Source organism: Neptuniibacter marinus, assembly GCF_001597725.1.
In the GTDB taxonomy this organism is placed as follows: domain Bacteria; phylum Pseudomonadota; class Gammaproteobacteria; order Pseudomonadales; family Balneatricaceae; genus Neptuniibacter; species Neptuniibacter marinus.
Genome location: NZ_LUTR01000015.1, coordinates 49,004 through 71,745, shown reverse-complemented (window position 1 = coordinate 71,745; position 22,742 = coordinate 49,004). Strand labels below are relative to the sequence as shown.

Below are 22,742 nucleotides of genomic sequence, written 5' to 3'. Positions count from 1 at the left end.
TTCAGAACTCCAGTATTGGCTTACGCCGGTTTTTTTTGTTGATATGGGGTTAAGGGGGAGCCGAGGTGGTTTCTTGATCCGTTGGGAAAGGGTTAATTTATACTGATCGCCAATAATATTGTTTGGAGGTACGACCTTAAATTTCGGTTCAATATTTCGTGATGAAGATATTACGGTAATAGTAGAAGAGCAATGGTTGAAATTAGAACCGAATTTGCTGCTTTCTGGTGTATCAATGCACTCTGTTTTCACAGGTTGAATCACAAAGGTCGTGTTTGAGGTAGATGATGCAAAAGATAGATTGCTCCAAATAAATAGAGCTATTATCAAGGCATATCGTCGATTTTTTGAGATGTGGTTCTTCATCTTGTTACCATTGATTGCAGAGCTATTTTGGCGATTTGTTACAGCAGTGAGGTTTGTGGTTAAAGTTGTCTCTGATATTCTCATCTGAGTATTGGTACCAACTTCTTTTCCATTTACTTAGTAGGCTGGGCTTAACTTCAAATTGATTGTTAGTTATAGCTTGCTCAATACTTTTCCACTGTATTTTTGTCGCATCGTATGAGACCTCTAACCAATCTTCAGACATAAGTAACCCAATCACTCCATCGAGATTAGATAGCTCAGCTGTTAATCTTTCGCTATCCCCTTGTTGGGAGAAGTATATATTTCGCGTTTCTGTTGAATATTTAGTCATAGCTGCATTGCCCTTACAGTTTCAATCAGCTTAATCCTTCCAGTTAGAGTAAGGTCAAGGATATAAGCAAAAAAAGGTGAATCTTAATTAAAAGCTCTTGTCACAGTAGATATTGTGGGGCTATCATAAGAATATGAACATGAGACAGCTTTTTACCATTTTTGCACTTTTGATAACGTTGTTTGGGACAACGCAAATGAGTGTGGCTGCTGCTTTACCAATGGAACACATGTCCTCTGATATGCATTCTATGGTGGAGATGGATGGTGGTATGGAAAAAAGTGTAAATTGTGCTGACCAACCTGGGTGTGAGTTGCAAAGCTCTTGCGGTGGTCACTTGTGTTCCGTTATTTCTAGCGTTACTTCTATGAAAATAGCGTATATCCCCTTTAATATATCTATATTTAAAGCCTCTTTAACAACGATTTATCTCATTCAGAAAGACAGACCTCCTCAGCCTTTGATGAGCTAATCATCAGGGGCGTAATGCTTCCTGCTTAATAAAAAATACCCCTCCTTCGATGGTGTGGGTTGGTTCCACTTATGCAGGTAATTTCAAAATGAATATTTCACAAGCAGCTAAGTTCACTGGCTTAACCAGTAAAACAATCCGTTTTTATGAAGAGAAAGGGATCATTCCGAAAGCTAGGCGGGCGGATAATGGCTATCGCTTTTACACAGAAGACCAGTTGGAAACTCTAGGGTTTATTAAGCGTGCTAGGGGATTAGGGTTCTCTCTGGATGAGTGTAAAAAACTTTTGGATCTACAGCATAATCCTGACCGTGCATCAGCGGAAGTTAAAGAAAAAGTACAAGAGAATTTAGCGCGTGTTCAGAGTCAGATTGAACACCTTGAAGATATTAAATCTTCACTGATGAAAATGTCCAAATCATGCCCAGGTAATAAGGGTCATGAGTGTCCCATTTTAGATGAACTATGCCATGGAGGTCATACAGAGGTTTTGCAGTAATGAATATGGTAATTACAAAGATGAAAAAGCTAGTGGTGTTTCTTTTAATGGTTTTATCTCTACCAGCATATTCAGGTGATCCATACTGGTTGGAAAATAGAGATGATTCTCAGTATGAAATCGATGTATATCGCAGCGCAAGCTGCGGTTGTTGTAAAACCTGGATAGCACACCTTAAGGAACATAATTTTGTTGTAAAAGATCATGTTCTTTCTGATGTGGCTCCTTTGAAAGAACAATTAGGTGTGCCTAAAAAGGGCGCTTCGTGCCATACAGCTAAGATCAATGGAAAAGTTATCGAGGGGCATGTACCAGCCCAGGACATCAAAAAAGTGTTAGCTAGAAAAGATATCAAGCTTCTTGCCGTACCCGGAATGGTTTCAGGAAGTCCCGGTATGGATATGGAGGAAGCCCCTAAGCATGCGTTTAAGGTTTACTCTATCGATACTAAAGGTCAGGTAGGAGTGTTTTCAGAATACTCTAACTATTAAATAAGGAGTCAGATTATGTGGCATGCAGGTGATATGTTTACATCAGGGTGGCATGGGTTTGGAATGTTTATTTGGCTGTTGATTATAGTTCTATTCATCCTTTTATTTGTGAAAGCTTTCGCCAAAAAGAGAGAGGCTTCTTCGACAGCTATGGATATTCTTGATGACCGCTATGCAAAAGGTGATATTTCAGAAGAAGAGTATTTAAAAAAGAAAGCGGAATTGGAAAAATGATGACCCGAATAGGCGTCGTTTTGATTCTTTCCCTTGGGTTAGTAGGGTGTTTTGAGACAGAGCCTAAAGTTGAGGGGCGTTGGTACACCCAATCCCAAGTTGATCTTGGGGAAGCAGTCTTTTTAAATAATTGTGCAACCTGTCATGGTGCAGGTGCTCAAGGGACAAGGGAATGGAAAAAGCTTTTACCAAATGGAAAATATCCACCTCCCCCCCTTAATGGCTCTGCCCATGCGTGGCATCACCCATTAAAAGGTCTGAAGGCTACAGTTCAGGAGGGCGGTGCGAAATTTGGTGGCACTATGCCTGGATTTGGAAGTTCACTGAGTGATGATGAGCAAGAGGCTGCAATAGCTTTCTTTCAGAGTAAATGGTCTTCTGAGATCTATCAGATGTGGTTGGATAGGGGAGGACTTCGTTAAAGATTTATAACAGATTTCTCTGAACTTGGGTGTGCTTTGCATTAGATACAGTAGTGGCGTTTATTGCATTACTATTTTGGGCTAGATGGGGAATTTCATGCTTATGCAATGTGAGTTATTATAGATTTAAATCTAGACACGCTCTTTTTAATTAAGTTAGACATTAATTTTTCACTTCTGTTGCTTTCAGCCCTACTGTGGCAAGGGGTTTGGAGTATTAGTGCAGATAGTGACTAAAAAGTGTTGTAAAATAAGCCAGGGTCCATTGATCGGCAATGTTGTAGCGGCGGCTGTTATTCTAGATCCATCGAAACCGATTGTAGGTTTAGCCGATTCAAAAAAATTGTCTGAGAAGCGTCGAGAATCACTCGATCTTGAAATAAGAGAGAAGGCACTTGCTTGGTGTGTTGCTTCTGCATCCCCTGTGGAAATTGACGAGCTGAATATTCTGCATGCGACAATGCTGGCTATGCAGAGAGCCGTTGAAGGGTTAGATGTAACACCCGAATTTGCTTTTATTGATGGTAATCGTTGTCCCCAGCTATTATGCCCAAGTGAAGCTGTAGTTAAAGGGGATAGTAAAGTTGCTGAGATCAGTGCCGCATCCATCATCGCTAAAGTTGCGCGTGATAAGGAGATGCAGGAACTTGATGTTTTGCACCCAGAATATGGGTTTGCTAAACATAAAGGTTATCCGACTGTTCTCCATTTAGAAGCATTAAAAAAGCATGGTCCGTTAGTTCAGCACAGGCGTTCTTTTAAGCCTGTACGTCAGTTATTAGAAGAAAATTAACTTAACCCATTTTAGATTGAGCACCATGTCAGAGCTAGCCTTAAACGATCCTAAATTTATTCATCTACGTGTACATACTGAGTTTTCCTTAGTGGATGGATTAGTGCGTGTTAAAGAGCTTATTGCAGCCGCAAAAGCGAATAATATGCCTGCTGTAGCGATGACAGACCAAACTAATCTTTTTGCTTTAATTAAATTTTTTAAAGCAGCCACAGGTAGTGGTATTAAACCACTATGTGGGGCGGATCTTTGGGTTGAAAATACGGATGAACCGGGAGGCGAGCCTTATCGATTAACCTTCTTAGTGAGAAACTCTGAAGGTTATCTGAATCTAATGGAGCTGATCTCCCAAGCTTATTCTGAAGGGCAAAATATCATTCATGATATGGCTCTAATTAAAAAAGAATGGGTTGTAGAGAAATCCAAGGGTTTAATTGTACTCTCAGGTGGTAAGCGGGGAGAAATTGGCCGTTCCATTCTGGCTGAAAATGGTCAGGCTGGTGATATTTTACAATATTGGATGGATGTATTTCCTGATTCGTTCTATTTGGAGGTGCAGCGTACAGGTCGAAGTGGTGATGAGCAGGTGGTTCACGGTTCAGTTGCTTTAGCTAAACAGTATAACTGTCCAGTTGTTGCGACCAATGAAGTCATGTTTATTAAGCCTGAAGACTTTGAGGCCCATGAGGTTCGCGTTTGCATAAACCAAGGACGAGCTTTTGAAGACCCTACTCGCCCTAAAGATTATAGTGAAGAGCAGTATTTCCGTTCTCAAGATGAAATGGCGGAGCTTTTTAGTGATATTCCATCGGCTGTTAGCAATACAGTAGCTATAGCGAAACGTTGTAATATTGAAATTGAAATGGGGACTTACTACCTGCCGAAATATCCCATTCCTGAAGGGATGTTGATGGATGATTATTTTCGCAAGGTCTCCTATGACGGTTTAGAAGAGCGTTTAGCCATTCTTCTTGATCGTGATGATCCTGAGTATGACGCTAAGCGGCAATTGTATGTTGACCGACTTGAGTTTGAACTTGAGATCATCATACAGATGGGTTTCCCAGGTTACTTCCTTATCGTAATGGACTTTATTAAATGGGGTAAGGAAAACGGTGTACCTGTAGGGCCTGGGCGTGGTTCTGGTGCCGGTTCATTGGTGGCTTATGTACAAAAGATTACTGATTTAGACCCACTTGAATATGACTTACTGTTTGAGCGGTTCCTAAACCCTGAGCGTGTTTCTATGCCGGATTTCGATATCGATTTCTGTATGGATAACCGTGATAAGGTGATTGATTATGTGGCTAGAACTTACGGTCGTGATGCGGTATCTCAGATTGTTACTTTCGGTACTATGGCGGCCAAGGCGGTTGTCCGAGATGTAGCGCGTGTGCAAGGCAAGCCTTTTGGTTTGGCAGATCGTCTATCTAAGCTTATCCCGTTTGAGGTTGGGATAACGCTGACGAAAGCGATGGAACAAGAGCCAATGTTAAGTGATTTTGTGAACTCAAGCGCTGAAGCTCAAGAGATCATGGAGATGGCGTACAAGCTAGAAGGTATTACCCGAAACGTAGGTAAACATGCCGGTGGTGTTGTTATCGCCCCCACCAAACTAACCGATTTTTCTGCAACTTATTGTGATGAAGAAGGTAAAGGCCTTGTTACCCAGTTCGATAAAGGTGACGTTGAAGAAGCGGGTTTGGTTAAATTCGACTTTTTGGGGCTGAGAACGCTGACAATTATTGATTGGGCGTTACAAACGATTAATGGCATTCGAGAGAAAAATAATGAAGAGCCTCTCGATATAGCATTAATTGATTTAGAAGATAGAAAAACATTTGATCTTCTGCAATCCTCTGAAACTACCGCTGTGTTCCAGTTAGAGTCGAGTGGTATGAAGGATCTTGTCCGCCGCTTATTACCCTCTCGTTTTGAAGATATTGTCGCACTTGTTGCACTCTTTCGTCCGGGGCCTTTGCAGTCGGGCATGGTTGATGACTTTATCAACCGTAAGCATGGCCGTGCTGAGATGGCTTGGCCGCATCCAGATTACCAATTAGATAGTTTGCAGCCAGTATTGGAGCCGACTTACGGTATTATCCTTTACCAAGAACAGGTTATGCAGATTGCTCAGGTTATGGCTGGATATACCCTTGGTGGGGCTGATATGTTGCGCCGTGCTATGGGTAAGAAAAAGCCTGAGGAGATGGCGAAGCAACGCGCTTTGTTTTTAGAGGGCTCTGAAGCTAATGGTATTGATAAAGACTTAGCAGGTAACATCTTTGATCTGGTAGAAAAGTTTGCCGGTTATGGTTTTAACAAATCCCATTCCGCCGCCTACGCGCTCGTTTCTTACCAGACAGCGTGGCTAAAAACCCATTACCCCGCTCCTTTTATGGCTGCAGTGCTTTCTTCGGATATGCAGAACACTGATAAAGTAGTGATCTTCGTTGAAGAATGTCGTCAGATGAAGATTGCACCAACCTTGCCTGATGTTAATAGTGGCGATTATATGTTCACTGTTAATGATGACGGCGACATAGTTTATGGACTAGGGGCCATTAAAGGGGTTGGTGAGGGGCCGATTGAAGCGATTGTTGAAGCAAGAGCTTCAGGGGAAGAGTTTAAAGACCTGTTTGATTTCTGCCAACGTGTTGGGGCAAAGAAATTAAATAAACGGGTGCTTGAAGCGCTGGTCAAATCGGGTGCCCTAGATAAATTAGGGGCTGAGCGTGCTGTGTTATGGAAAGCTATTCCTGATGCCCTGCAGGCTGCCGACCAAACCGCTAAAAACCAAGATGCAGGTATGTTTGACTTGTTTGGCGAGGCTGAGGCTGAGTCAACGCGAGATCCTTATGAGGAGTACAAAGGCGTTAGGCCTTGGACTGATAAGGAGCGCTTAACTGGTGAGAAAGATACCTTAGGGCTCTATTTGACGGGTCACCCTATTGATGAATATGCGTCTGAATTGAAGCATTTTGTTAGTAAACGTATTGTTGAGCTTCAACCTGCACGTGGACAATCGCAAAAAATTGCCGGTCTAGTGGTAGAAATTAGGCTGAAAAAGACCAAAAAAGGCGATAACCTCTGTTTTGTGACTTTAGATGATCGTAGTGCCCGCATTGATGTGACGCTTTTTGGGGATACCTATGATGAAGTAAGGGAGTCTGTGAAAAAAGATGTGGTTCTTATCGTAGAAGGAGAGGTAGCAGAAGATCACTTCTCTGGAGGTTTGAAGGTGCGTGTTAATAAAGTGTTAACGATTCCTCAGGCACGCTCACAATATGCGTCTGGTGTTCAGGTGGTTGCAACGGCAGATCAATTTACTGGTAGAAAGTTAAAAGAGTTCGAAAGTTTACTTAATACTTACAAGATTGGCGGTCAGTTACCGGTCAAAGTGCGTTATAAAAGAGCAGATGCTGAGGCGGTACTAACCTTAGGTGATAACTGGAGGGTACAAGCCAGCGATGAGCTACTTATTGCATTAATGGAGCGTTTTGGTCACGAATCAGTCTCTTTGAGTTACTAGGTCTGGTTCTTAAAGCTGCAAAAAGGTACACTTTGCACAATTTTTCACTTAAGCATAGATGAGTCATATGAATCCTAACTATCTGGATTTTGAGCAGCCGATTGCGGAGCTGCAGGCAAAAATTGAAGAACTTCGTTTGGTTGGAGATGACACTGCCGAGTTAAATATCTCTGAAGAGATTTCTCGTCTTGAAGGTAAGAGTCGTGCTTTGACGGAATCAATCTTTTCAGACCTTTCTGCGTGGCAAGTGTCTCAACTAGCACGTCATCCTCAACGGCCGTATACATTGGATTACATTGAATATATTTTTGATGAATTTGATGAGATACATGGCGATCGCCATTTTGCGGATGATCAGGCTATTGTTGGTGGTACAGCACGCCTTGATGGAAAGCCTGTTATGGTTATTGGCCACCAAAAAGGGCGTGGCGTGCGTGAACGTCAAAAACGTAACTTTGGTATGCCGCGTCCTGAAGGTTATCGTAAAGCACTGCGTCTGATGGAGATGGCTGAGCGTTTTAAAATGCCTATCCTGACCTTCATTGATACACCGGGTGCTTATCCGGGTATTGATGCTGAAGAGCGTGGCCAGTCAGAAGCTATAGCGTTTAACTTGGCTAAAATGTCACAATTTAAAACACCCATTATCTCTACCGTGATCGGTGAAGGTGGATCTGGTGGTGCGTTGGCGATTGGTGTATGTGATGAGCTTATGATGATGAGCTACTCTACTTACTCTGTTATATCTCCTGAAGGTTGTGCATCGATTCTTTGGAAGAGTGCTGATCGTGCAGCTGATGCAGCGAAAGCGATGGGTATTACATCTGAACGTTTGCATGAATTAGGCCTAGTTGACCAAATTATTAATGAGCCATTGGGTGGTGCACATCGTGACCCTGCTCTAACGGCTGCAAACTTAAAACGTCACTTGTTAGGTGTTTTAGAGCACTTGAATGAATTACCGACTGAAGAGTTGCTTGAACGACGTTATAAGCGTCTGATGGCTTATGGTTTTGGCGGTGAAGAGTAACCCTGAAGCGGTTGCTGTTCTCAAAAAATGTGAGCGCCAATTTAAAAATGCGCTCACAGTTGTTTCTTCTTCAGATATAGAGCGTTTCCTTATTGCTCATAGTGGTGGTTTAGACTCTCAGGTCTTACTAGTGCTAGCTTCTCGCTTGTTACCTTCCTCTAAGATACATGTTGTCCATATTAATCATCATTTACAAAATGAGGCTGATAGTTGGGCTGCTTTTTCGTGTGCTCAGGCTACTATGCTTTCTCTTGCTCATGAAGTGGTTGATGTTTTTCCTGAAAACTCATCTGAAAACGCTGCGCGAGATGCTCGATACACTGCATTTGAGCAGGTAATAAGGGCTAGGGATTTGTTGTTAATGGGGCATCATGCAGATGACCAGGCTGAAACCCTCTTATTTAGAATGCTGCGTGGAGCTGGATTGCTGGGGTTGTCGGGCATGGCTGCGATGCGTTCTTTGGGGGAAGGGGCTCTGTTTCGTCCATTGCTTAAGTTGAGTCGTGCAGAGTTGGAGCAAGTAGCTGATCTATTGGAACTTGAATATATAGATGACCCGAGCAATCAGGATGAGAGTTACGATCGAAATTATTTGCGTCATCGTGTGATGCCGTTGTTAAAGCAACGATGGCCTCATGTGTTGACTCAGTGGCAGAAAAGCGCTGAGCTTATGGCTGAATCGCACTCTTTGCTGGAATCCTATCTAGAATCAGACCTTTTAGGCTGTACCGATCAACGGGGATGCTTAGATTTACAGAGATTAGAGGGGTTTGAGCCGCAAAAACGTCGTGCCTTATTGCGTCATTGGGTTTATGTGAAAACAGGTATTCGAATTAATCAGGATCAGTTGCAAGTGATTTTTGCTGATGTTGTGCTAGCTAAGGTTGATGCTAATCCTGTTTATATTTTGGGTGGATATAAGTTACGGCGGTTTTTAGGTGCACTTTATTTAGATCGTGATGATCTATCCTTGCCTAACTTTTTGTGTGATGGCCTCCCAGTTGTACGCGAAGGGGAGTACGATTTGGGTGAGGGAACATTGTATATATCCGCTGCGACAATGGGGCTTAAATCCTTATCCGATGTTGTGGTAAAGCGCCGTAAAGGTGGAGAGCGCTGTCGTCCTCAAGGTAAAAAACACTCAGTCTCTGTTAAAAAACTATTACAAGAAGCAGCGATACCGCCTTGGTATAGGGAGCATTGGCCGTTACTTTATGTCGGCGATCAGTTAGTTGCAGTGCCTAGTATTTGCATTTGTGAGGGATGGTACTCAGAAAAGTCTGGCTTTTCTGTTTTATGGTGCTCCTTTTCATTGTCTGAGCGCTGCTAATTTGCTATCTTATAGCGCCATCTCCAACTTAAAATTTCCTCGTTTAATACACGATCAGACAGGTTCTGCATGACGCGATATATCTTCGTCACAGGCGGTGTTGTGTCCTCATTGGGCAAAGGCATCGCATCCGCATCTCTCGCTGCCATTTTGGAAGCCAGAGGGCTGAAAGTAACTATGTTGAAACTGGACCCATATATCAATGTGGATCCAGGGACTATGAGCCCCATCCAGCATGGTGAAGTTTTTGTAACAGAGGATGGTGCAGAAACCGACCTCGACCTTGGTCACTACGAACGTTTTATTCGTACGACCATGAGTAAACGTAATAATTTCACTGCTGGGCGTATCTATCAGCATGTACTCCGTAAAGAGCGCCGTGGTGATTATCTTGGTGGTACAGTACAGGTTATTCCTCATATTACCGATGAGATTAAGCGTCGTGTTATAGAGGGTGCTGGTGATGCTGATGTTGCCTTGGTAGAGATTGGCGGCACTGTTGGTGATATTGAATCGCTACCGTTTATGGAAGCTGTTCGCCAACTTAAAGCGGAACTCGGTTCATCTCGCGCTATGTTTATGCACTTAACCTTAGTGCCTTATATTGCTACTGCGGGTGAGATCAAAACTAAGCCGTCTCAGCATTCGGTTAAAGAGCTTCGTTCAATCGGTATTCAACCGGACATCTTGGTATGTCGGTCTGATTTTGCGATACCCGATTCATCGCGCCGTAAATTATCCCTGTTTACTAACGTGGAAGAGCGGGCGGTTATTTCGTTACCTGATGCCGATACTATCTACAACATTCCTCGTATGCTGTCAGAACAGCATCTTGATGACATCGTGATAGAGCGTTTTAATCTTGAATGTGGCGAAGCCAATCTTGATGAATGGGATCGTGTAGCTGATGCTCACTTGAATCCTGAAGGTGAAGTTAAGATTGCCATGGTTGGTAAATACATGGAGCTTCTGGATGCTTATAAATCATTGATCGAGGCGCTTTCCCATGCGGGTATCGCCTTGAAGAGACGAGTTAAAATTGAGTGTATCGATTCTGAACGTGTAGAGCGTGAAGGGGTGGGTATTCTTAGTGATGTTAATGCTATTCTTGTGCCTGGCGGTTTTGGTGAACGAGGCGTTGAAGGGAAGATCAGTGCTGTTCGCTATGCGCGTGAGAACAAGGTTCCATACTTAGGTATCTGTTTAGGTATGCAAGTAGCAGTGATTGAATTTGCGCGTAATGTTGCAGGTCTGGAAACTGCTACTTCGACTGAGTTTGATACTCAGGCAGAGTATCCGGTTGTTGGTTTGATTACTGAGTGGAGAACATCTGAAGGTGATGTGGAAACGCGTGGTGAAACTGATGATCTAGGTGGAACAATGCGCTTGGGCGCCCAAATTTGTCATTTGGCTGAAGGATCTACGGCGGCTAAAGCTTATGGTTCTACAGAGGTGACTGAACGTCACCGCCATCGTTACGAAGTGAATAACAATTACGTCTCTAAATTAGAAGATGCTGGCCTACGTATCTCTGGACGTTCAGTTGATGGTGAGTTGGTCGAAGTCGTAGAAGTAGCGGATCATCCTTGGTTTGTGGCTTGTCAGTTCCATCCTGAGTTCACGTCAACTCCTCGTGATGGTCACGGGTTGTTTACCGGATTTATTCAGGCTGCGATAGATCAACAAGCTAATTGAAAAATTATGGACGGGGGCTTTAGCCCCCTGAACGAAAAATTTCTGGAGTTTTTTACCCATGACACAGATTGCTAACATTAAAGCCCGCGAAGTATTGGATTCTCGTGGAAACCCAACTGTAGAAGCTGACGTTATCCTAGCGTCAGGTGTTGTTGGTTCAGCCTGTGCCCCATCTGGTGCATCAACAGGCTCTCGTGAAGCACTTGAACTTCGTGATGGTGATAAAGCGCGTTACTTGGGTAAAGGCGTATTGAAAGCAGTTGCTGCAGTCAACGGTGTTATCCGTGAAGCGCTAATTGGAATGGATGTTACTGATCAGCGTGCGCTTGATAATAAAATGCTTGAGCTGGATGGTACCGAAAATAAAGAAAACCTTGGCGCAAACGCTATCTTGGCGGTTTCTTTGGCGGCGGCTAAAGCAGCGGCTGTAGAGAAAGGTATTCCTCTTTATGCGCACATTGCAGATGTGAACGGCACGCCAGGACAGTACTCTTTGCCTGTGCCTATGATGAATATTCTGAATGGCGGTGAGCACGCGGATAATAACGTAGATATCCAAGAGTTTATGGTGCAGCCGGTTAATTTTGATAAGTTCTCCGAAGGTTTGCGTTGTGGTGCAGAGATTTTTCATGCATTGAAAGCGGTTTTAAAAGCCAAAGGCTTGAATACAGCGGTCGGTGATGAAGGTGGTTTTGCGCCTAATCTAGCGTCCAATGAAGAAGCGCTGGTTGTTATTAAAGAAGCGGTCTCAAATGCAGGTTATGAGTTAGGTAAAGATGTCACTCTAGCTTTAGATTGCGCCGCATCTGAATTTTATAAAGATGGCAAATATGATCTTGCTGGCGAAGGTAAGGTTTTTGATTCCGAAGGTTTTAGTGATTACCTTGCGGTTCTTACTGAAAACTATCCAATCGTTTCTGTTGAAGATGGTTTGGATGAGTCAGATTGGGAAGGTTGGGCTTATCTGACGAAGAGAATTGGCAATAAAGTTCAATTGGTTGGTGATGACCTTTTTGTAACTAATACTAAAATATTGAGCCGTGGTATTGAGCAGAGTATTGGTAACTCAATACTGATTAAATTTAACCAGATTGGTTCTTTGTCAGAAACGCTTGATGCTATCAAAATGGCTAAAGATGCTGGATTTACTGCGGTTATCTCTCATCGCTCAGGCGAAACAGAAGATACCACTATTGCTGATTTAGCTGTGGGTACGGCTGCTGGTCAGATAAAGACAGGTTCACTATGTCGTTCTGACCGAGTAGCTAAGTACAATCGCCTGCTTCGTATAGAAGAAGAGTTAGGTGTTGATGCTATCTATAATGGTTTGAAAGAAATTAAAGGGCAGGGCTAACGTAGTTGTTTGCTCAATAGTCTGATATAAAAAGGGGGCGGATTGCCCTCTTTTTTTGCTTAAAGAATGTCTATGTATCGCTGGTTAATTACGTTACTCATTTGCCTTTTATTAGGACTGCAATACCGATTGTGGTTCGGAGAGGTGAATGTGCGTGATATTTGGGACTTGAATGCCAAAATCGAGTTGCAGAAAAGTATTAACCAAGAGTTAAGTCAAAGAAATAGTGAGTTAGAAGCTGAAGTTCAGGATCTTAAAAAAGGGCAAGCAGCGCTAGAAGAACGTGCTCGAAGTGAATTGGGCATGATACGTGATGGCGAAACGTTTATTCAGTTAGTTGAGCCTGTAGAAGAGAATAAATAACACGTGACAATCCTACCTACAGATTTTAAATATTTATACGGCGTTCCTGAGAGCGAAGCAGTTATTCGTTCAACCCCTGAAGATTTCCAAGTTATAGAGTCGCTTGGCTTTGAACCGGAGGGGCAAGGTGAGCATGTATTTTTATATATCCGCAAACGTGGAGAGAATACAGATTGGGTTGCACGCCAGCTAGCTAACTTTGCTCAAGTTAGCCCGCGGGATGTGACTTATGCCGGCAAAAAAGATCGGCATGCGGTTACTGAACAGTGGTTTTGTATTAAATTTCCCATTAAGCGAAATCTCAATTGGAAGCTGTTTGGTGGCGATAGCATTGAGGTGCTTGAGGCGGTACGTCATCCGCGCAAACTTCGCTTAGGTACGCTAAAAGGGAATACCTTTAGGCTGTGCTTACGGCAAGTTACGGATATGGATGCGTTGAAGCGTCGCGTGGCTTTGGTAGAACAAGGGGGCGTACCTAATTACTTTGGTGAACAGCGCTTTGGTTTTGATTTTGGTAATTTGTATAAAGGCATTGCCCTGTTAAAAGGGGAGATTCAGGAGCGGCAGCGTAACAAAAAAGGGATCTATATTTCGGCGGTGCGCTCATGGTTGTTTAACCAGCTTTTGTCTTCACGTATAGAAAGCGGGTTGTGGGGTCGCATAATGGATGGTGATGCTTTGATGATCTCCGGCAGTCAGAGCTGTTTTGTTGAAGAAAAGTCGAACGATGAGCTGCAACAGCGCCTTAATAATGATGCTATTACGCTGACTGGGCCTTTGTGGGGGCGTGGTGAGATGATGCCTACAGGTGAAGCCGAAGAATGGGAGCGCTCTACTTTGTTGCAATGGAAAGACGTTTCCGATCTTTTAGAAACCTTAAGTTTAAATCAGGAGCGAAGAGCTTTGAAGCTGCAGCCTGAAAACCTTAAGCTAGAGCAGATAAGCGAGACAGAGTGTTGGATTGAGTTTGGTTTAATGTCTGGTGCTTTCGCAACAAGTGTACTTCGAGAGCTGTGTTTAACTTCTGTGTCAGAGTAACGACGGATATATGAAGATATTAATCTCAAATGATGATGGTGTTTATGCTCCAGGGTTGTCGGCGTTAGTCCGAGCCTTATCTGATTTAGGCGAAGTGTTGGTAGTCGCTCCGGATAGAAATCGGAGCGCCGCGAGTAATTCTTTAACCCTTGATAGACCATTGGAAATTGTTCACCACGAAAATGGATTTTATAGTATCAATGGCACGCCGACCGATTGTGTTCATATTGGTGGGTCTGGAGTATTGGGTATGGAACCAGATATTGTAGTGTCAGGGATCAATGCTGGCCCTAATCTTGGTGATGATGTGATCTACTCAGGAACGGTTGCTGCTGCGATGGAGGGCAGGCATTTTCGTTATCCCTCCATTGCTATATCATCAGGCAGCTTTCATCCAGCTTCTTATGAAGCTGCCGCGCAAGTGGCCAAAGATATAGTAGCTAATATTCATCAGCTGAATGTTGCGCCGAGAACTATTTTAAATGTTAATGTGCCTGACTGCTCTGTGGATGAATTTAGCGGTATTCATGTGACTCGTTTAGGGCATAGATCCTGTGCTGATAAACCAATAGTAACCCATGACCCTCGCGGAAAGGTGCGTTATTGGATTGCTGGAGCGGGGGCTGCAGCAGATAGGGCGCCAGGTACTGATTTTTATGCGTTGGATGAGCGTTGTGTATCTATTACGCCTTTGCATGTGGATATGACGGAATACGCAGGTATGGATAATGTAGGTGATTGGTTGGAGCGTAGTTTTTGAACGATAAGCAATTACGTGGGATAGGAATGACCTCACAACGAACTCGAGACCGATTAATTAATCGGTTAAGGGAGCAGGGTATAGTTAATGAATCTGTACTCGAAGTGATGCGTCAGACGCCTAGACACATCTTTATTGATGAAGCTTTATCGCATCGTGCGTATGAAGATACAGCCCTACCTATTGGTTTTAATCAGACTATATCGCAGCCTTTTATTGTCGCACGTATGACTGAAACCTTATTGGCGGATGGGCCTTTAGATAAAGTGTTAGAAGTGGGTACCGGTTCAGGGTATCAAACATCCATTTTGGCACCCTTGGTGTCCGAATTGTTTAGTGTAGAGAGGATTCGTCCTTTACAAGAAAAAGCACGAGAGCGGCTAAAACTGTTAGGACTTAGTAATGTCCATCTTAAGCATACCGATGGAGGAATGGGTTGGTCAGTCAAGGCTCCATTTGATGGGATATTGGCTGCCTGTGCTCCGGAAGAAGTTCCAGAAGAGTTGAAGCAGCAGTTAGCTATTGGTGGAAGACTCATCATTCCTGTAGGTGGAAGTGATAGTCAGGAGCTTAAGCTGGTTTTACGCCTCTCAGAAGAGGAGTTTTCAACAGAAGTGCTTGAGTGTGTGAAATTTGTTCCATTATTAAGCGGTACTGTACGTTAGGGAGTTTAGATGCAAGAAAGGCGTTCACTGCGTGATTATATTGCGCTGTCGGGTAAAGGTATGATGATGGGGGCTGCAGATACGGTTCCTGGCGTGTCTGGAGGCACAATCGCCTTTATGATGGGAATATATGAAGAGCTTATATTTTCATTAAAGCAGTTTGGTCCGGCCGCTGTACTGATGTTGTTTAGGGAGGGGCCTGTTGCTGTATGGAAACATGTCAATGGCTCGTTTCTTTTAACACTTATTTCCGGAATACTATTTAGTTTATTAACTATCTCTCATGTTGTTCTGTATTGGTTAGCAGAATATCCGGAATTGCTTTGGTCTTTTTTCTTCGGTCTGATCTTGGCTTCAGTATGGTCAGTCTGTCGGCATATAGATCTATGGGATCGTAATACCTATACCTCCTTTATTGTTGGGGTAGTTACGGCTTACTTTGTTACATCAATGTCTCCTACAAGCTTGGAGGTAACACCGCTGTTTATCTTTCTGTCTGGTATGGTGGCAATTTGTGCAATGATTCTTCCCGGTATTTCAGGAAGTTTTATTCTGTTGCTCTTAGGTATGTATGCGCCGATCTTGATGGCTATTAAAAATTTAGAGTTGGTGACCCTAAGTTTATTTGTTGGTGGCTGTATTGTTGGGTTGTTAAGTTTTTCCCGTGTATTGAGTTGGATGTTTAGTTCTTTCAAAACCACCACCTTTGCACTATTAGGTGGCTTTATGTTGGGCTCGCTTAATAAAGTGTGGCCTTGGAAATATACAACAGCCTATACCATTAATCGGCATGGTGAGGAGATACCTTTAGTGCAAGAAAATATATCTCCGTTTTCCTTTGAGTCGCTTACGGGTGAGCCCGCGTTATTAATGTATTCTTTATTATTGATGATTGTAGGGGTTCTTGTGGTTGTAGTAATTGAAAAAATGGGGCGAAAATCAGAGGTATAGTATTGTGCTGCTAAGATGGTTTTTAGCGTTTACTATAACGGGGTCGCTTGTAGCATGTGGTGGACACACTTATGCGCCCGTTAGTGAACGTGCTGTGCCTGCAGCTATCCATCCGACTACATCAGAATACATTGTTAAAAAAGGGGATACGCTTTATTCCATAGCGTTTCGTTACGGGATGGATTATAGACAACTGGCTGCCTTGAATGGCATTGGCAGCCATTATAGTATTTATCCTGGACAGCCTTTAAGATTAAAGCCAGCGACAGCAGCTTCACGCGAATCAATTGTTCGCGATTCTTCTATAGTGGCTCCTAAGCCTATTATTACGTCTACTCGGCAGAATGTTGTCGCTAATAAGCCTGCATCAAAATCTAAGCCTCAAGCTCAGGCAACAACGAAAACGCAGATTAAGAGTATAGCTAAGACTTCATCTACAGCTAAGCCGCCAGCAAAAACAACAACTACTAAGAGTAAAAATCCCATAATTAAAACAAATTCTTCAGGTAAAATTTACTGGAAGTGGCCGACAAACGGTAAAATCTTAAATACATTTAAAACAAAGGGTGTTATTAATAAAGGGATAGATATTGCTGGGTCAAGAGGTCTGGCGATTAAAGCAGCGGCGTCAGGCAAGGTTGTCTACGCGGGTAATGGCTTGTTAGGTTATGGGAATCTCGTAATTATTGATCACAATCAGCAATTTTTGAGTGCATATGCACATAATAGTCGTGTTTTAGTAAAAGAAAATGATATGGTTAAAACAGGTCAGAAAATTGCTGAGATGGGTAGCAGTGGTGCGGATAGAGTCATGTTACATTTTGAAATACGACGTGATGGGAAACCGGTTGATCCACTTAGGTATTTACCCAAGCGATAGCCAATAATAATAAAAAATCTGTTTTTTTTTTTTTGAATGCGACGTTTAGGGAACGGGTTATGGAGAATATGGATAACGACTGCAAATTGGAGTTGCAGGGTGCTGCTGTAAGCGATGAGCAGCTTCCAGAAAAACCGGATCAGACCACTGTAACATCCGAAGAAAAAAAGGAGCTTTTAAATAGTGGGCGGGGACGCGGTAGCATTGCCCACAAAGATTTGTTAAATGCTAAAAATTTGGATGCGACACAGCTTTATCTGAATGAAATAGGCTTTTCGCCACTTTTGAGTGCAGAGGAGGAGGTTCATTTCTCCCGTTTATCACTTAAGGGCGATGAGTCTGCACGTAAACGAATGATCGAGAGCAACTTAAGATTAGTTGTTAAGATTTCTCGCCGTTATATCAATAGAGGTCTTACGCTGTTAGATCTTATTGAGGAGGGGAATTTAGGATTGATTCGTGCGGTTGAAAAATTTGACCCTGAACGAGGTTTCCGTTTTTCAACTTATGCTACATGGTGGATTCGTCAAACGATTGAACGAGCGATTATGAATCAGACTCGTACAATTAGGCTGCCGATTCATGTGGTTAAAGAGTTAAATGTCTATCTTCGAGCCTCAAGAGAGTTAGCGCACAAATTGGATCATGAGCCTTCAGTTGAAGAAATAGCTGAGCTGGTGGAGAAGCCTGTTGAGAACGTAGAACGTATGATGGGTCTCAATGAACGTGTAACTTCGATTGATACGCCAATGGGTAAAGATTCAGACAAATCTTTACTCGATACCATCCCTGATACTATTTCGACCGACCCTGCTACTTTACTTCAGAACTCCAATATCAGTGGGAATCTGGATAATTGGTTGAATAGCTTGCCTGAGAAGCATGCTGAGGTTTTATCTCGGCGTTTTGGCCTTCGTGGTTATGAAATGAGTACTTTAGAAGAAGTGGGGAGAGAAATTGGTCTGACCCGTGAACGTGTTCGTCAAATTCAAGTTGAAGCGCTGCGTAAACTGCGTGATATTGTCGAAAGAAATGGCTTAAGTGGAGAAGATCTACTTCAGCAATAGATTGTTTTGTATCTCGATAAAAAAACCGCCATTGGCGGTTTTTTGTATTTATTTAACTAATTCCTTTAGTTCGTATAAAAGCTCCAATGCCTGTCGTGGAGAAAGCTCATCAGGCGCTATCTTTTTAAGCTCTTTTACGGCTTTGTGAGTCGGTGCGGAAAACATATCGTTCTGAACCGGTGGTGGCGGTGTTGTCATCTGTGCTGCGACGGTAACATCTTGTTCTAGCTGTAGCAGTTTTGTTTTTGCCTGCTGTATTACTTGCAGCGGTACACCAGCTAGCTGAGCAACCTGTAAACCGTAACTTTGACTTGCTGGGCCCTCTTTGACTTCATGAAGGAAGACAATATGATCATTGTGTTCCACTGCCGTTAAATGCACATTAAATACGCTTGGTGCTTGTTCTGGCAAGCTGGTCAATTCAAAGTAATGGGTTGCAAAGAGTGTAAAAGCGCGGGTTTCACGGGCAAGATTTTCTGCACATGCCCAAGCGAGGGATAAGCCATCAAAGGTGCTGGTACCTCGACCTACTTCATCCATTAATACCAAGCTGCGATCCGTTGCGTTATGCATAATGTTAGCAGTCTCGGTCATCTCTACCATGAAGGTGGATCGACCACCTGCTAAGTCATCGGATGAACCCATGCGGGTGAATATTCGATCAACGATGCCGATTGTTGCCGCACTTGCGGGTACATAGCTTCCTATGTGGGCCAGTAAAGTGATAAGCGCTGCTTGACGCATATAGGTGGATTTACCACCCATGTTCGGGCCGGTGATGATTAACATCTTTCGTTTAGCGTCGAGTTCTAAGTCATTAGAGACAAAAGGATCGTCTAAAACTGATTCAACTACAGGGTGGCGACCCCGTTGAATTTTTATTTGTGGTTCATCCGTCAACGTTGGTGGGACGTAATCAAGTGTTGATGCGCGTTCTGCTAAATTGTTTAAGGTGTCTAGTTCGGCTATAGCGGCTGAGGAATCTTGTAATTCGGCGAGTTCTGTCGCTAAGGTTTCAAGCAGCTCATCATAAAGTGCTTTTTCCCGTGATAGGGCGCGGCTTTTGGCGGATAGGGCCTTGTCTTCGAACTCTTTAAGTTCAGGGGTTATATAGCGCTCTGCGTTTTTGAGTGTTTGGCGACGTATATATTCAGCGGGTAGCTCCGCTTTTTGCGCTTTGCCTATCTCTATAAAATAACCGTGTACTCGGTTATAGCCTACTTTTAAGGTTGGAATACCTGTGCGTTCACGTTCTCGACGCTCAAGTTCAATCAAGTATGCACCAGCATTTTCACTTAAACCGCGTAATTCATCGAGCTCTGTATCAAAACCTTCAGCGATCACGCCGCCATCACGAATAATTACGGGAGGGTTATCAATAATGGCTCGGCTGAGTAAGTTCGCTAAAGTAGGGAACTCTTTAATTGTTTCGGCAAGTTCCGCCACTCTTGGCGCTGTGGTGCCCCGCAGTTGATTTTGAAGGCTAGGCAGTACATTTAATGAATTTCTTAGTCTTTCTAAGTCACGGGGGCGTGCTGAACGAAGGGCTATTCGCGCTAAGATTCGTTCACTATCACCAATATTTTTAAGGTCTTGTTCTATGTTTTCAAAACGATATTCATCTTGAAGCCATTGGATTGAGGCTTGCCGTGCTAAGAGGGCGCTTCTGTCTTGCAACGGTCTATGCAGCCAGCGTCTCAATAAACGACTCCCCATCGGAGTACGGCATTTGTCGATTACTTGGGCGAGTGTATTATCGAATCCGCCTGACAGGTTTTGATCAATTTCTAAATTCTTACGGGTGGCCGCATCTAAAGCGACGCAATCGTTGTGGTGCTCAACTTGGATGCGACGAATGTGGGGGAGTGCGGTTCTTTGGGTGTCTTTCGCGTACTGGAGTAAACACCCCGCTGCGCTGATTGCTACCTTATGCTGTTCGCAGCCAAACCCACCGAGATCTTTGACCTTAAATTGCTGACATAAAAGGTTATGAGCGGTATCGTTCTCAAAGTGCCAAGGTGCTTGGGGCCGTAAGCTTTTATGTGTAGCTAACAAGGTGCCTAGAGGCGTTTCTTCATTGAATAAGGTTTCAGAAGGGCGTAAGCGCTCGAGTTCACTTAAAAGTGAGTCCTGAGTATTAACTTCAAGCAAACTAAAACGGCCTGATGTTATATCGACAATAGCGAGGCCATAAATATCATCAACCTGATTGATAGCGACTAATAGGTTGTCTCGATTTTCGTCTAAGAGTGCTTCATCACTGACGGTTCCCGGGGTGATAATACGGGCAACGGCCCGTTCGACTGGCCCTTTGCTGGTGGCAGGGTCGCCAATCTGCTCGCAGATGACAACGGATTCACCGGCACGGACAATTTTGCCTACATAGGTCTCTGCTGCATGGTACGGGATGCCCGCCATAGGGATGGGTTCCCCGCCTGACTTTCCACGTGCAGTTAAGGAAATATCCAGTAGCTCAGAGGCTTTTTTTGCATCATCATAGAAAAGCTCATAAAAGTCTCCCATCCGATAAAAGACAAGTTGATTAGGATGTTGAGCCTTAATGCGTAGGTATTGCTGCATCATAGGGGTGTGGGTTGGGGATGCTTTGGTAACCATCTGATTATACTGTCTATTTTTGAGTAAGTTAGTTATGTTTAGGTGCAGTTATTAGAGGCATTGTACGTTAAATGGATATGACAACATAGATGCGATTATATATGTGTTCGTGTCTTTCTTTTTGTTGTTTTAGTGAGAAATGAGAATAATAAAAGAGATAAGTTGTGGATAAGTGGAGTCTATATGCAACAGCTAGTATGTGAGATTGCTAAGAAAGCGATCGAAAAGAAAGTAATGATAGCTACTGCAGAATCATGCACCGGTGGTTGGATTGCTCAAGAGATAACAGCCGTGGCGGGTAGTTCTGAGTGGTTTGATCGTGGCTTTGTTACTTACAGTAATCAATCGAAGCAGGAGATGCTAGGGGTATCTGAACAGACCTTAGAGACGTTTGGAGCGGTATCTGAGAATGTGGTGATTGAGATGGCCGAAGGTGTCTTATTACATAGCTCTGCTCAGTTGTCTGTTGTAACAAGTGGAATAGCGGGTCCTGGTGGAGGGAGTGAAGAAAAGCCCGTTGGTACGGTTTGGTTTGCGTGGGCGGTGCATGAAAAGCCGACCCGAACGGCAGTTTTTCAGTTTAATGGGGATCGTGAATCCGTTCGAAAACAAGCGGTTAGGGTTGCGCTTGAAGGAATTTTACATAACTTGACTATCTGAGGGTTGCAATCCAGAAATGTTATGAAATAATACTGTCCATACATACAGTATATTTCAACGTAATGTGAAATAACTTAGACAGGGTTTAAGATGGACGCGAATCGTAAAAAAGCGCTTGATGCAGCATTAGGGCAGATCGAAAGACAGTTTGGTAAAGGCGCAGTCATGCGTATGGGAGATCAGCCAAGAGAGGCAATCCCTGCCGTATCGACAGGGTCTTTAGGGCTGGATATTGCGCTAGGTATAGGCGGATTACCTTATGGTCGTATTGTTGAGATTTATGGTCCAGAATCCTCCGGTAAAACAACACTGACTCTGCAGGTGATTGCCGAAGCACAGAAAGAAGGGAAAACCTGCGCGTTTGTGGATGCTGAGCATGCGTTGGACCCTATCTATGCTGAAAAATTAGGTGTTGATGTAGACAGTTTGCTGGTCTCTCAGCCTGATACAGGTGAGCAGGCGTTAGAAATTACCGATATGTTAGTGCGCTCAAATGCGGTGGATGTGATTATTGTTGACTCCGTAGCTGCTTTAACACCTAAAGCCGAAATTGAAGGTGATATGGGTGATACTCATGTTGGCTTGCAGGCACGTTTGATGTCCCAAGCTCTGCGTAAGCTGACAGGCAATGTTAAAAATTCAAACTGTCTATTAGTCTTTATTAATCAGATCCGTATGAAAATCGGTGTGATGTTCGGTAATCCTGAAACTACAACAGGTGGTAATGCGCTTAAATTTTATTCCTCTGTACGTTTGGATATACGCCGCACAGGAGCGGTTAAGTTGGGAGATGAGGTTATTGGCAACGAGACACGTGTTAAAGTTGTAAAAAACAAAGTATCACCTCCTTTCCGTCAGGCTGAGTTTCAAATTATGTATGGTAGGGGTATCTACCATATGGGTGAGGTAATTGATCTCGGCGTTAAAGAGAAGCTTGTTGATAAGTCTGGTGCATGGTACGCATATAATGGCGATAAAATTGGTCAAGGTAAGGCTAATGCTGCGAAGTTTTTAGAAGAAAATCGTGAAATCGCTAATGAAATTGAAACTGAATTACGTAAACGTTTATTGGCAGCTGCTCCTGCAGAAAAGGAAGAGAGTGATTCTTCTGAGAATCTTGATCTTATTTAATAATAGACTAGGTTAAGATTAAGGCCTCCCTCACTTAGTGATGGAGGTCTTTTTTGTTT

22 protein-coding genes are annotated in these 22,742 nt (G+C 43.4%); 20 read left to right on the top strand and 2 right to left on the bottom strand.

Annotated elements, in window-relative coordinates; genetic code table 11:
• Positions 1 to 388: 388 nt before the first annotated feature.
• Positions 389 to 700 carry a hypothetical protein gene (locus A3774_RS11160; protein WP_067867215.1) on the bottom strand — a complete coding sequence of 104 codons (312 nt, stop codon included), beginning with the start codon at positions 698 to 700 and terminating at the stop codon, positions 389 to 391.
• Between the two features lie 139 nt (positions 701 to 839).
• On the opposite strand from A3774_RS11160, the gene A3774_RS11155 reads away from it, so the two are divergent.
• The 18 genes from A3774_RS11155 to rpoS all read left to right on the top strand — a co-directional run bounded on the left by A3774_RS11155 (position 840) and on the right by rpoS (position 18,276).
• Positions 840 to 1,172, top strand: coding sequence for a hypothetical protein (locus tag A3774_RS11155; protein ID WP_067867213.1), 333 nt, complete (start codon positions 840 to 842; stop codon positions 1,170 to 1,172).
• Between the two features lie 88 nt (positions 1,173 to 1,260).
• Positions 1,261 to 1,671, top strand: coding sequence for a Cu(I)-responsive transcriptional regulator (gene cueR / locus A3774_RS11150; RefSeq protein WP_067867252.1), 411 nt, complete (start codon positions 1,261 to 1,263; stop codon positions 1,669 to 1,671).
• A complete protein-coding gene (locus A3774_RS11145) occupies positions 1,671 to 2,162 on the top strand; it encodes a DUF411 domain-containing protein (RefSeq protein WP_231867971.1) in 492 nt (163 codons plus the stop codon). The genes cueR and A3774_RS11145 overlap by 1 nt, the downstream gene beginning before the upstream one ends.
• 15 nt (positions 2,163 to 2,177) lie before the next feature.
• Positions 2,178 to 2,396 (top strand): SHOCT domain-containing protein, encoded by a 219-nt coding sequence (locus A3774_RS11140; protein WP_067867211.1) that lies wholly within the window; start codon positions 2,178 to 2,180, stop codon positions 2,394 to 2,396.
• Positions 2,393 to 2,818 carry a c-type cytochrome gene (locus A3774_RS11135; RefSeq protein ID WP_067867209.1) on the top strand — a complete coding sequence of 142 codons (426 nt, stop codon included), beginning with the start codon at positions 2,393 to 2,395 and terminating at the stop codon, positions 2,816 to 2,818. The genes A3774_RS11140 and A3774_RS11135 overlap by 4 nt, the downstream gene beginning before the upstream one ends.
• A gap of 220 nt (positions 2,819 to 3,038) precedes the next feature.
• The gene (gene rnhB, locus A3774_RS11130) at positions 3,039 to 3,611 is read left to right on the top strand and encodes a ribonuclease HII (protein WP_067867207.1); all 573 of its coding nucleotides are present in this window, start codon (positions 3,039 to 3,041) and stop codon (positions 3,609 to 3,611) included.
• Positions 3,612 to 3,636: 25 nt separating this feature from the next.
• Entirely contained in the window at positions 3,637 to 7,143 is a 3,507-nt protein-coding gene (gene dnaE, locus A3774_RS11125; RefSeq protein WP_067867204.1) for a DNA polymerase III subunit alpha, read from the top strand.
• Positions 7,144 to 7,210: 67 nt separating this feature from the next.
• The gene (gene accA / locus A3774_RS11120) at positions 7,211 to 8,173 is read left to right on the top strand and encodes an acetyl-CoA carboxylase carboxyl transferase subunit alpha (RefSeq protein WP_067867247.1); all 963 of its coding nucleotides are present in this window, start codon (positions 7,211 to 7,213) and stop codon (positions 8,171 to 8,173) included.
• Positions 8,163 to 9,503, top strand: a complete 1,341-nt coding sequence (gene tilS / locus A3774_RS11115; protein ID WP_197468058.1) for a tRNA lysidine(34) synthetase TilS — start codon at positions 8,163 to 8,165, stop codon at positions 9,501 to 9,503. The genes accA and tilS overlap by 11 nt, the downstream gene beginning before the upstream one ends.
• A gap of 69 nt (positions 9,504 to 9,572) precedes the next feature.
• Positions 9,573 to 11,198, top strand: a complete 1,626-nt coding sequence (locus A3774_RS11110) for a CTP synthase (protein ID WP_067867200.1) — start codon at positions 9,573 to 9,575, stop codon at positions 11,196 to 11,198.
• A 58-nt stretch (positions 11,199 to 11,256) separates the two neighbouring features.
• A complete protein-coding gene (gene eno / locus A3774_RS11105) occupies positions 11,257 to 12,552 on the top strand; it encodes a phosphopyruvate hydratase (RefSeq protein WP_067867198.1) in 1,296 nt (431 codons plus the stop codon).
• A gap of 66 nt (positions 12,553 to 12,618) precedes the next feature.
• Positions 12,619 to 12,915: a cell division protein FtsB gene (ftsB, locus tag A3774_RS11100; RefSeq protein WP_456264839.1), complete on the top strand. Its 297-nt coding sequence runs from the start codon at positions 12,619 to 12,621 to the stop codon at positions 12,913 to 12,915.
• A gap of 3 nt (positions 12,916 to 12,918) precedes the next feature.
• Positions 12,919 to 13,953, top strand: a complete 1,035-nt coding sequence (gene truD, locus A3774_RS11095) for a tRNA pseudouridine(13) synthase TruD (RefSeq protein WP_067867196.1) — start codon at positions 12,919 to 12,921, stop codon at positions 13,951 to 13,953.
• Between the two features lie 10 nt (positions 13,954 to 13,963).
• On the top strand, positions 13,964 to 14,713 hold the full coding sequence (surE, locus tag A3774_RS11090) for a 5'/3'-nucleotidase SurE (protein ID WP_067867194.1): 750 nt from the start codon (positions 13,964 to 13,966) through the stop codon (positions 14,711 to 14,713).
• Positions 14,714 to 14,739: 26 nt separating this feature from the next.
• Positions 14,740 to 15,378 (top strand): protein-L-isoaspartate(D-aspartate) O-methyltransferase, encoded by a 639-nt coding sequence (locus A3774_RS11085; RefSeq protein ID WP_197468059.1) that lies wholly within the window; start codon positions 14,740 to 14,742, stop codon positions 15,376 to 15,378.
• Positions 15,379 to 15,387: 9 nt separating this feature from the next.
• On the top strand, positions 15,388 to 16,329 hold the full coding sequence (locus tag A3774_RS11080) for a DUF368 domain-containing protein (protein WP_067867190.1): 942 nt from the start codon (positions 15,388 to 15,390) through the stop codon (positions 16,327 to 16,329).
• A gap of 4 nt (positions 16,330 to 16,333) precedes the next feature.
• Positions 16,334 to 17,209, top strand: a complete 876-nt coding sequence (locus A3774_RS11075) for a peptidoglycan DD-metalloendopeptidase family protein (protein ID WP_156473704.1) — start codon at positions 16,334 to 16,336, stop codon at positions 17,207 to 17,209.
• A gap of 59 nt (positions 17,210 to 17,268) precedes the next feature.
• Positions 17,269 to 18,276: an RNA polymerase sigma factor RpoS gene (rpoS, locus tag A3774_RS11070; RefSeq protein WP_067867188.1), complete on the top strand. Its 1,008-nt coding sequence runs from the start codon at positions 17,269 to 17,271 to the stop codon at positions 18,274 to 18,276.
• A gap of 48 nt (positions 18,277 to 18,324) precedes the next feature.
• Here the strand turns inward: rpoS and mutS are convergent, their stop codons facing one another.
• A complete protein-coding gene (gene mutS / locus A3774_RS11065; RefSeq protein WP_067867186.1) occupies positions 18,325 to 20,892 on the bottom strand; it encodes a DNA mismatch repair protein MutS in 2,568 nt (855 codons plus the stop codon).
• Positions 20,893 to 21,075: 183 nt separating this feature from the next.
• Here mutS and pncC point away from each other — a divergent pair, with 183 nt between their 5' ends.
• Together pncC and recA are read left to right on the top strand one after the other, a co-directional pair.
• Positions 21,076 to 21,552, top strand: a complete 477-nt coding sequence (gene pncC, locus A3774_RS11060) for a nicotinamide-nucleotide amidase (RefSeq protein ID WP_067867184.1) — start codon at positions 21,076 to 21,078, stop codon at positions 21,550 to 21,552.
• Between the two features lie 90 nt (positions 21,553 to 21,642).
• Positions 21,643 to 22,683 carry a recombinase RecA gene (recA, locus tag A3774_RS11055; RefSeq protein ID WP_067867183.1) on the top strand — a complete coding sequence of 347 codons (1,041 nt, stop codon included), beginning with the start codon at positions 21,643 to 21,645 and terminating at the stop codon, positions 22,681 to 22,683.
• The last annotated feature ends 59 nt before the right edge of the window (positions 22,684 to 22,742 follow it).

Bases quoted from the DNA above. Each gene is read 5' to 3' on its own strand.
- A3774_RS11160 (WP_067867215.1), bottom strand. From the start codon at position 700: ATGACTAAATATTCAACAGAAACGCGAAATATATACTTCTCCCAACAA.
- A3774_RS11155 (WP_067867213.1), top strand. From the start codon at position 840: ATGAGACAGCTTTTTACCATTTTTGCACTTTTGATAACGTTGTTTGGG.
- cueR (WP_067867252.1), top strand. From the start codon at position 1,261: ATGAATATTTCACAAGCAGCTAAGTTCACTGGCTTAACCAGTAAAACA.
- A3774_RS11145 (WP_231867971.1), top strand. From the start codon at position 1,671: ATGAATATGGTAATTACAAAGATGAAAAAGCTAGTGGTGTTTCTTTTA.
- A3774_RS11140 (WP_067867211.1), top strand. From the start codon at position 2,178: ATGTGGCATGCAGGTGATATGTTTACATCAGGGTGGCATGGGTTTGGA.
- A3774_RS11135 (WP_067867209.1), top strand. From the start codon at position 2,393: ATGATGACCCGAATAGGCGTCGTTTTGATTCTTTCCCTTGGGTTAGTA.
- dnaE (WP_067867204.1), top strand. From the start codon at position 3,637: ATGTCAGAGCTAGCCTTAAACGATCCTAAATTTATTCATCTACGTGTA.
- accA (WP_067867247.1), top strand. From the start codon at position 7,211: ATGAATCCTAACTATCTGGATTTTGAGCAGCCGATTGCGGAGCTGCAG.
- A3774_RS11110 (WP_067867200.1), top strand. From the start codon at position 9,573: ATGACGCGATATATCTTCGTCACAGGCGGTGTTGTGTCCTCATTGGGC.
- eno (WP_067867198.1), top strand. From the start codon at position 11,257: ATGACACAGATTGCTAACATTAAAGCCCGCGAAGTATTGGATTCTCGT.
- ftsB (WP_456264839.1), top strand. From the start codon at position 12,619: ATGTCTATGTATCGCTGGTTAATTACGTTACTCATTTGCCTTTTATTA.
- surE (WP_067867194.1), top strand. From the start codon at position 13,964: ATGAAGATATTAATCTCAAATGATGATGGTGTTTATGCTCCAGGGTTG.
- A3774_RS11085 (WP_197468059.1), top strand. From the start codon at position 14,740: ATGACCTCACAACGAACTCGAGACCGATTAATTAATCGGTTAAGGGAG.
- A3774_RS11080 (WP_067867190.1), top strand. From the start codon at position 15,388: ATGCAAGAAAGGCGTTCACTGCGTGATTATATTGCGCTGTCGGGTAAA.
- rpoS (WP_067867188.1), top strand. From the start codon at position 17,269: ATGGAGAATATGGATAACGACTGCAAATTGGAGTTGCAGGGTGCTGCT.
- mutS (WP_067867186.1), bottom strand. From the start codon at position 20,892: ATGGTTACCAAAGCATCCCCAACCCACACCCCTATGATGCAGCAATAC.
- pncC (WP_067867184.1), top strand. From the start codon at position 21,076: ATGCAACAGCTAGTATGTGAGATTGCTAAGAAAGCGATCGAAAAGAAA.
- recA (WP_067867183.1), top strand. From the start codon at position 21,643: ATGGACGCGAATCGTAAAAAAGCGCTTGATGCAGCATTAGGGCAGATC.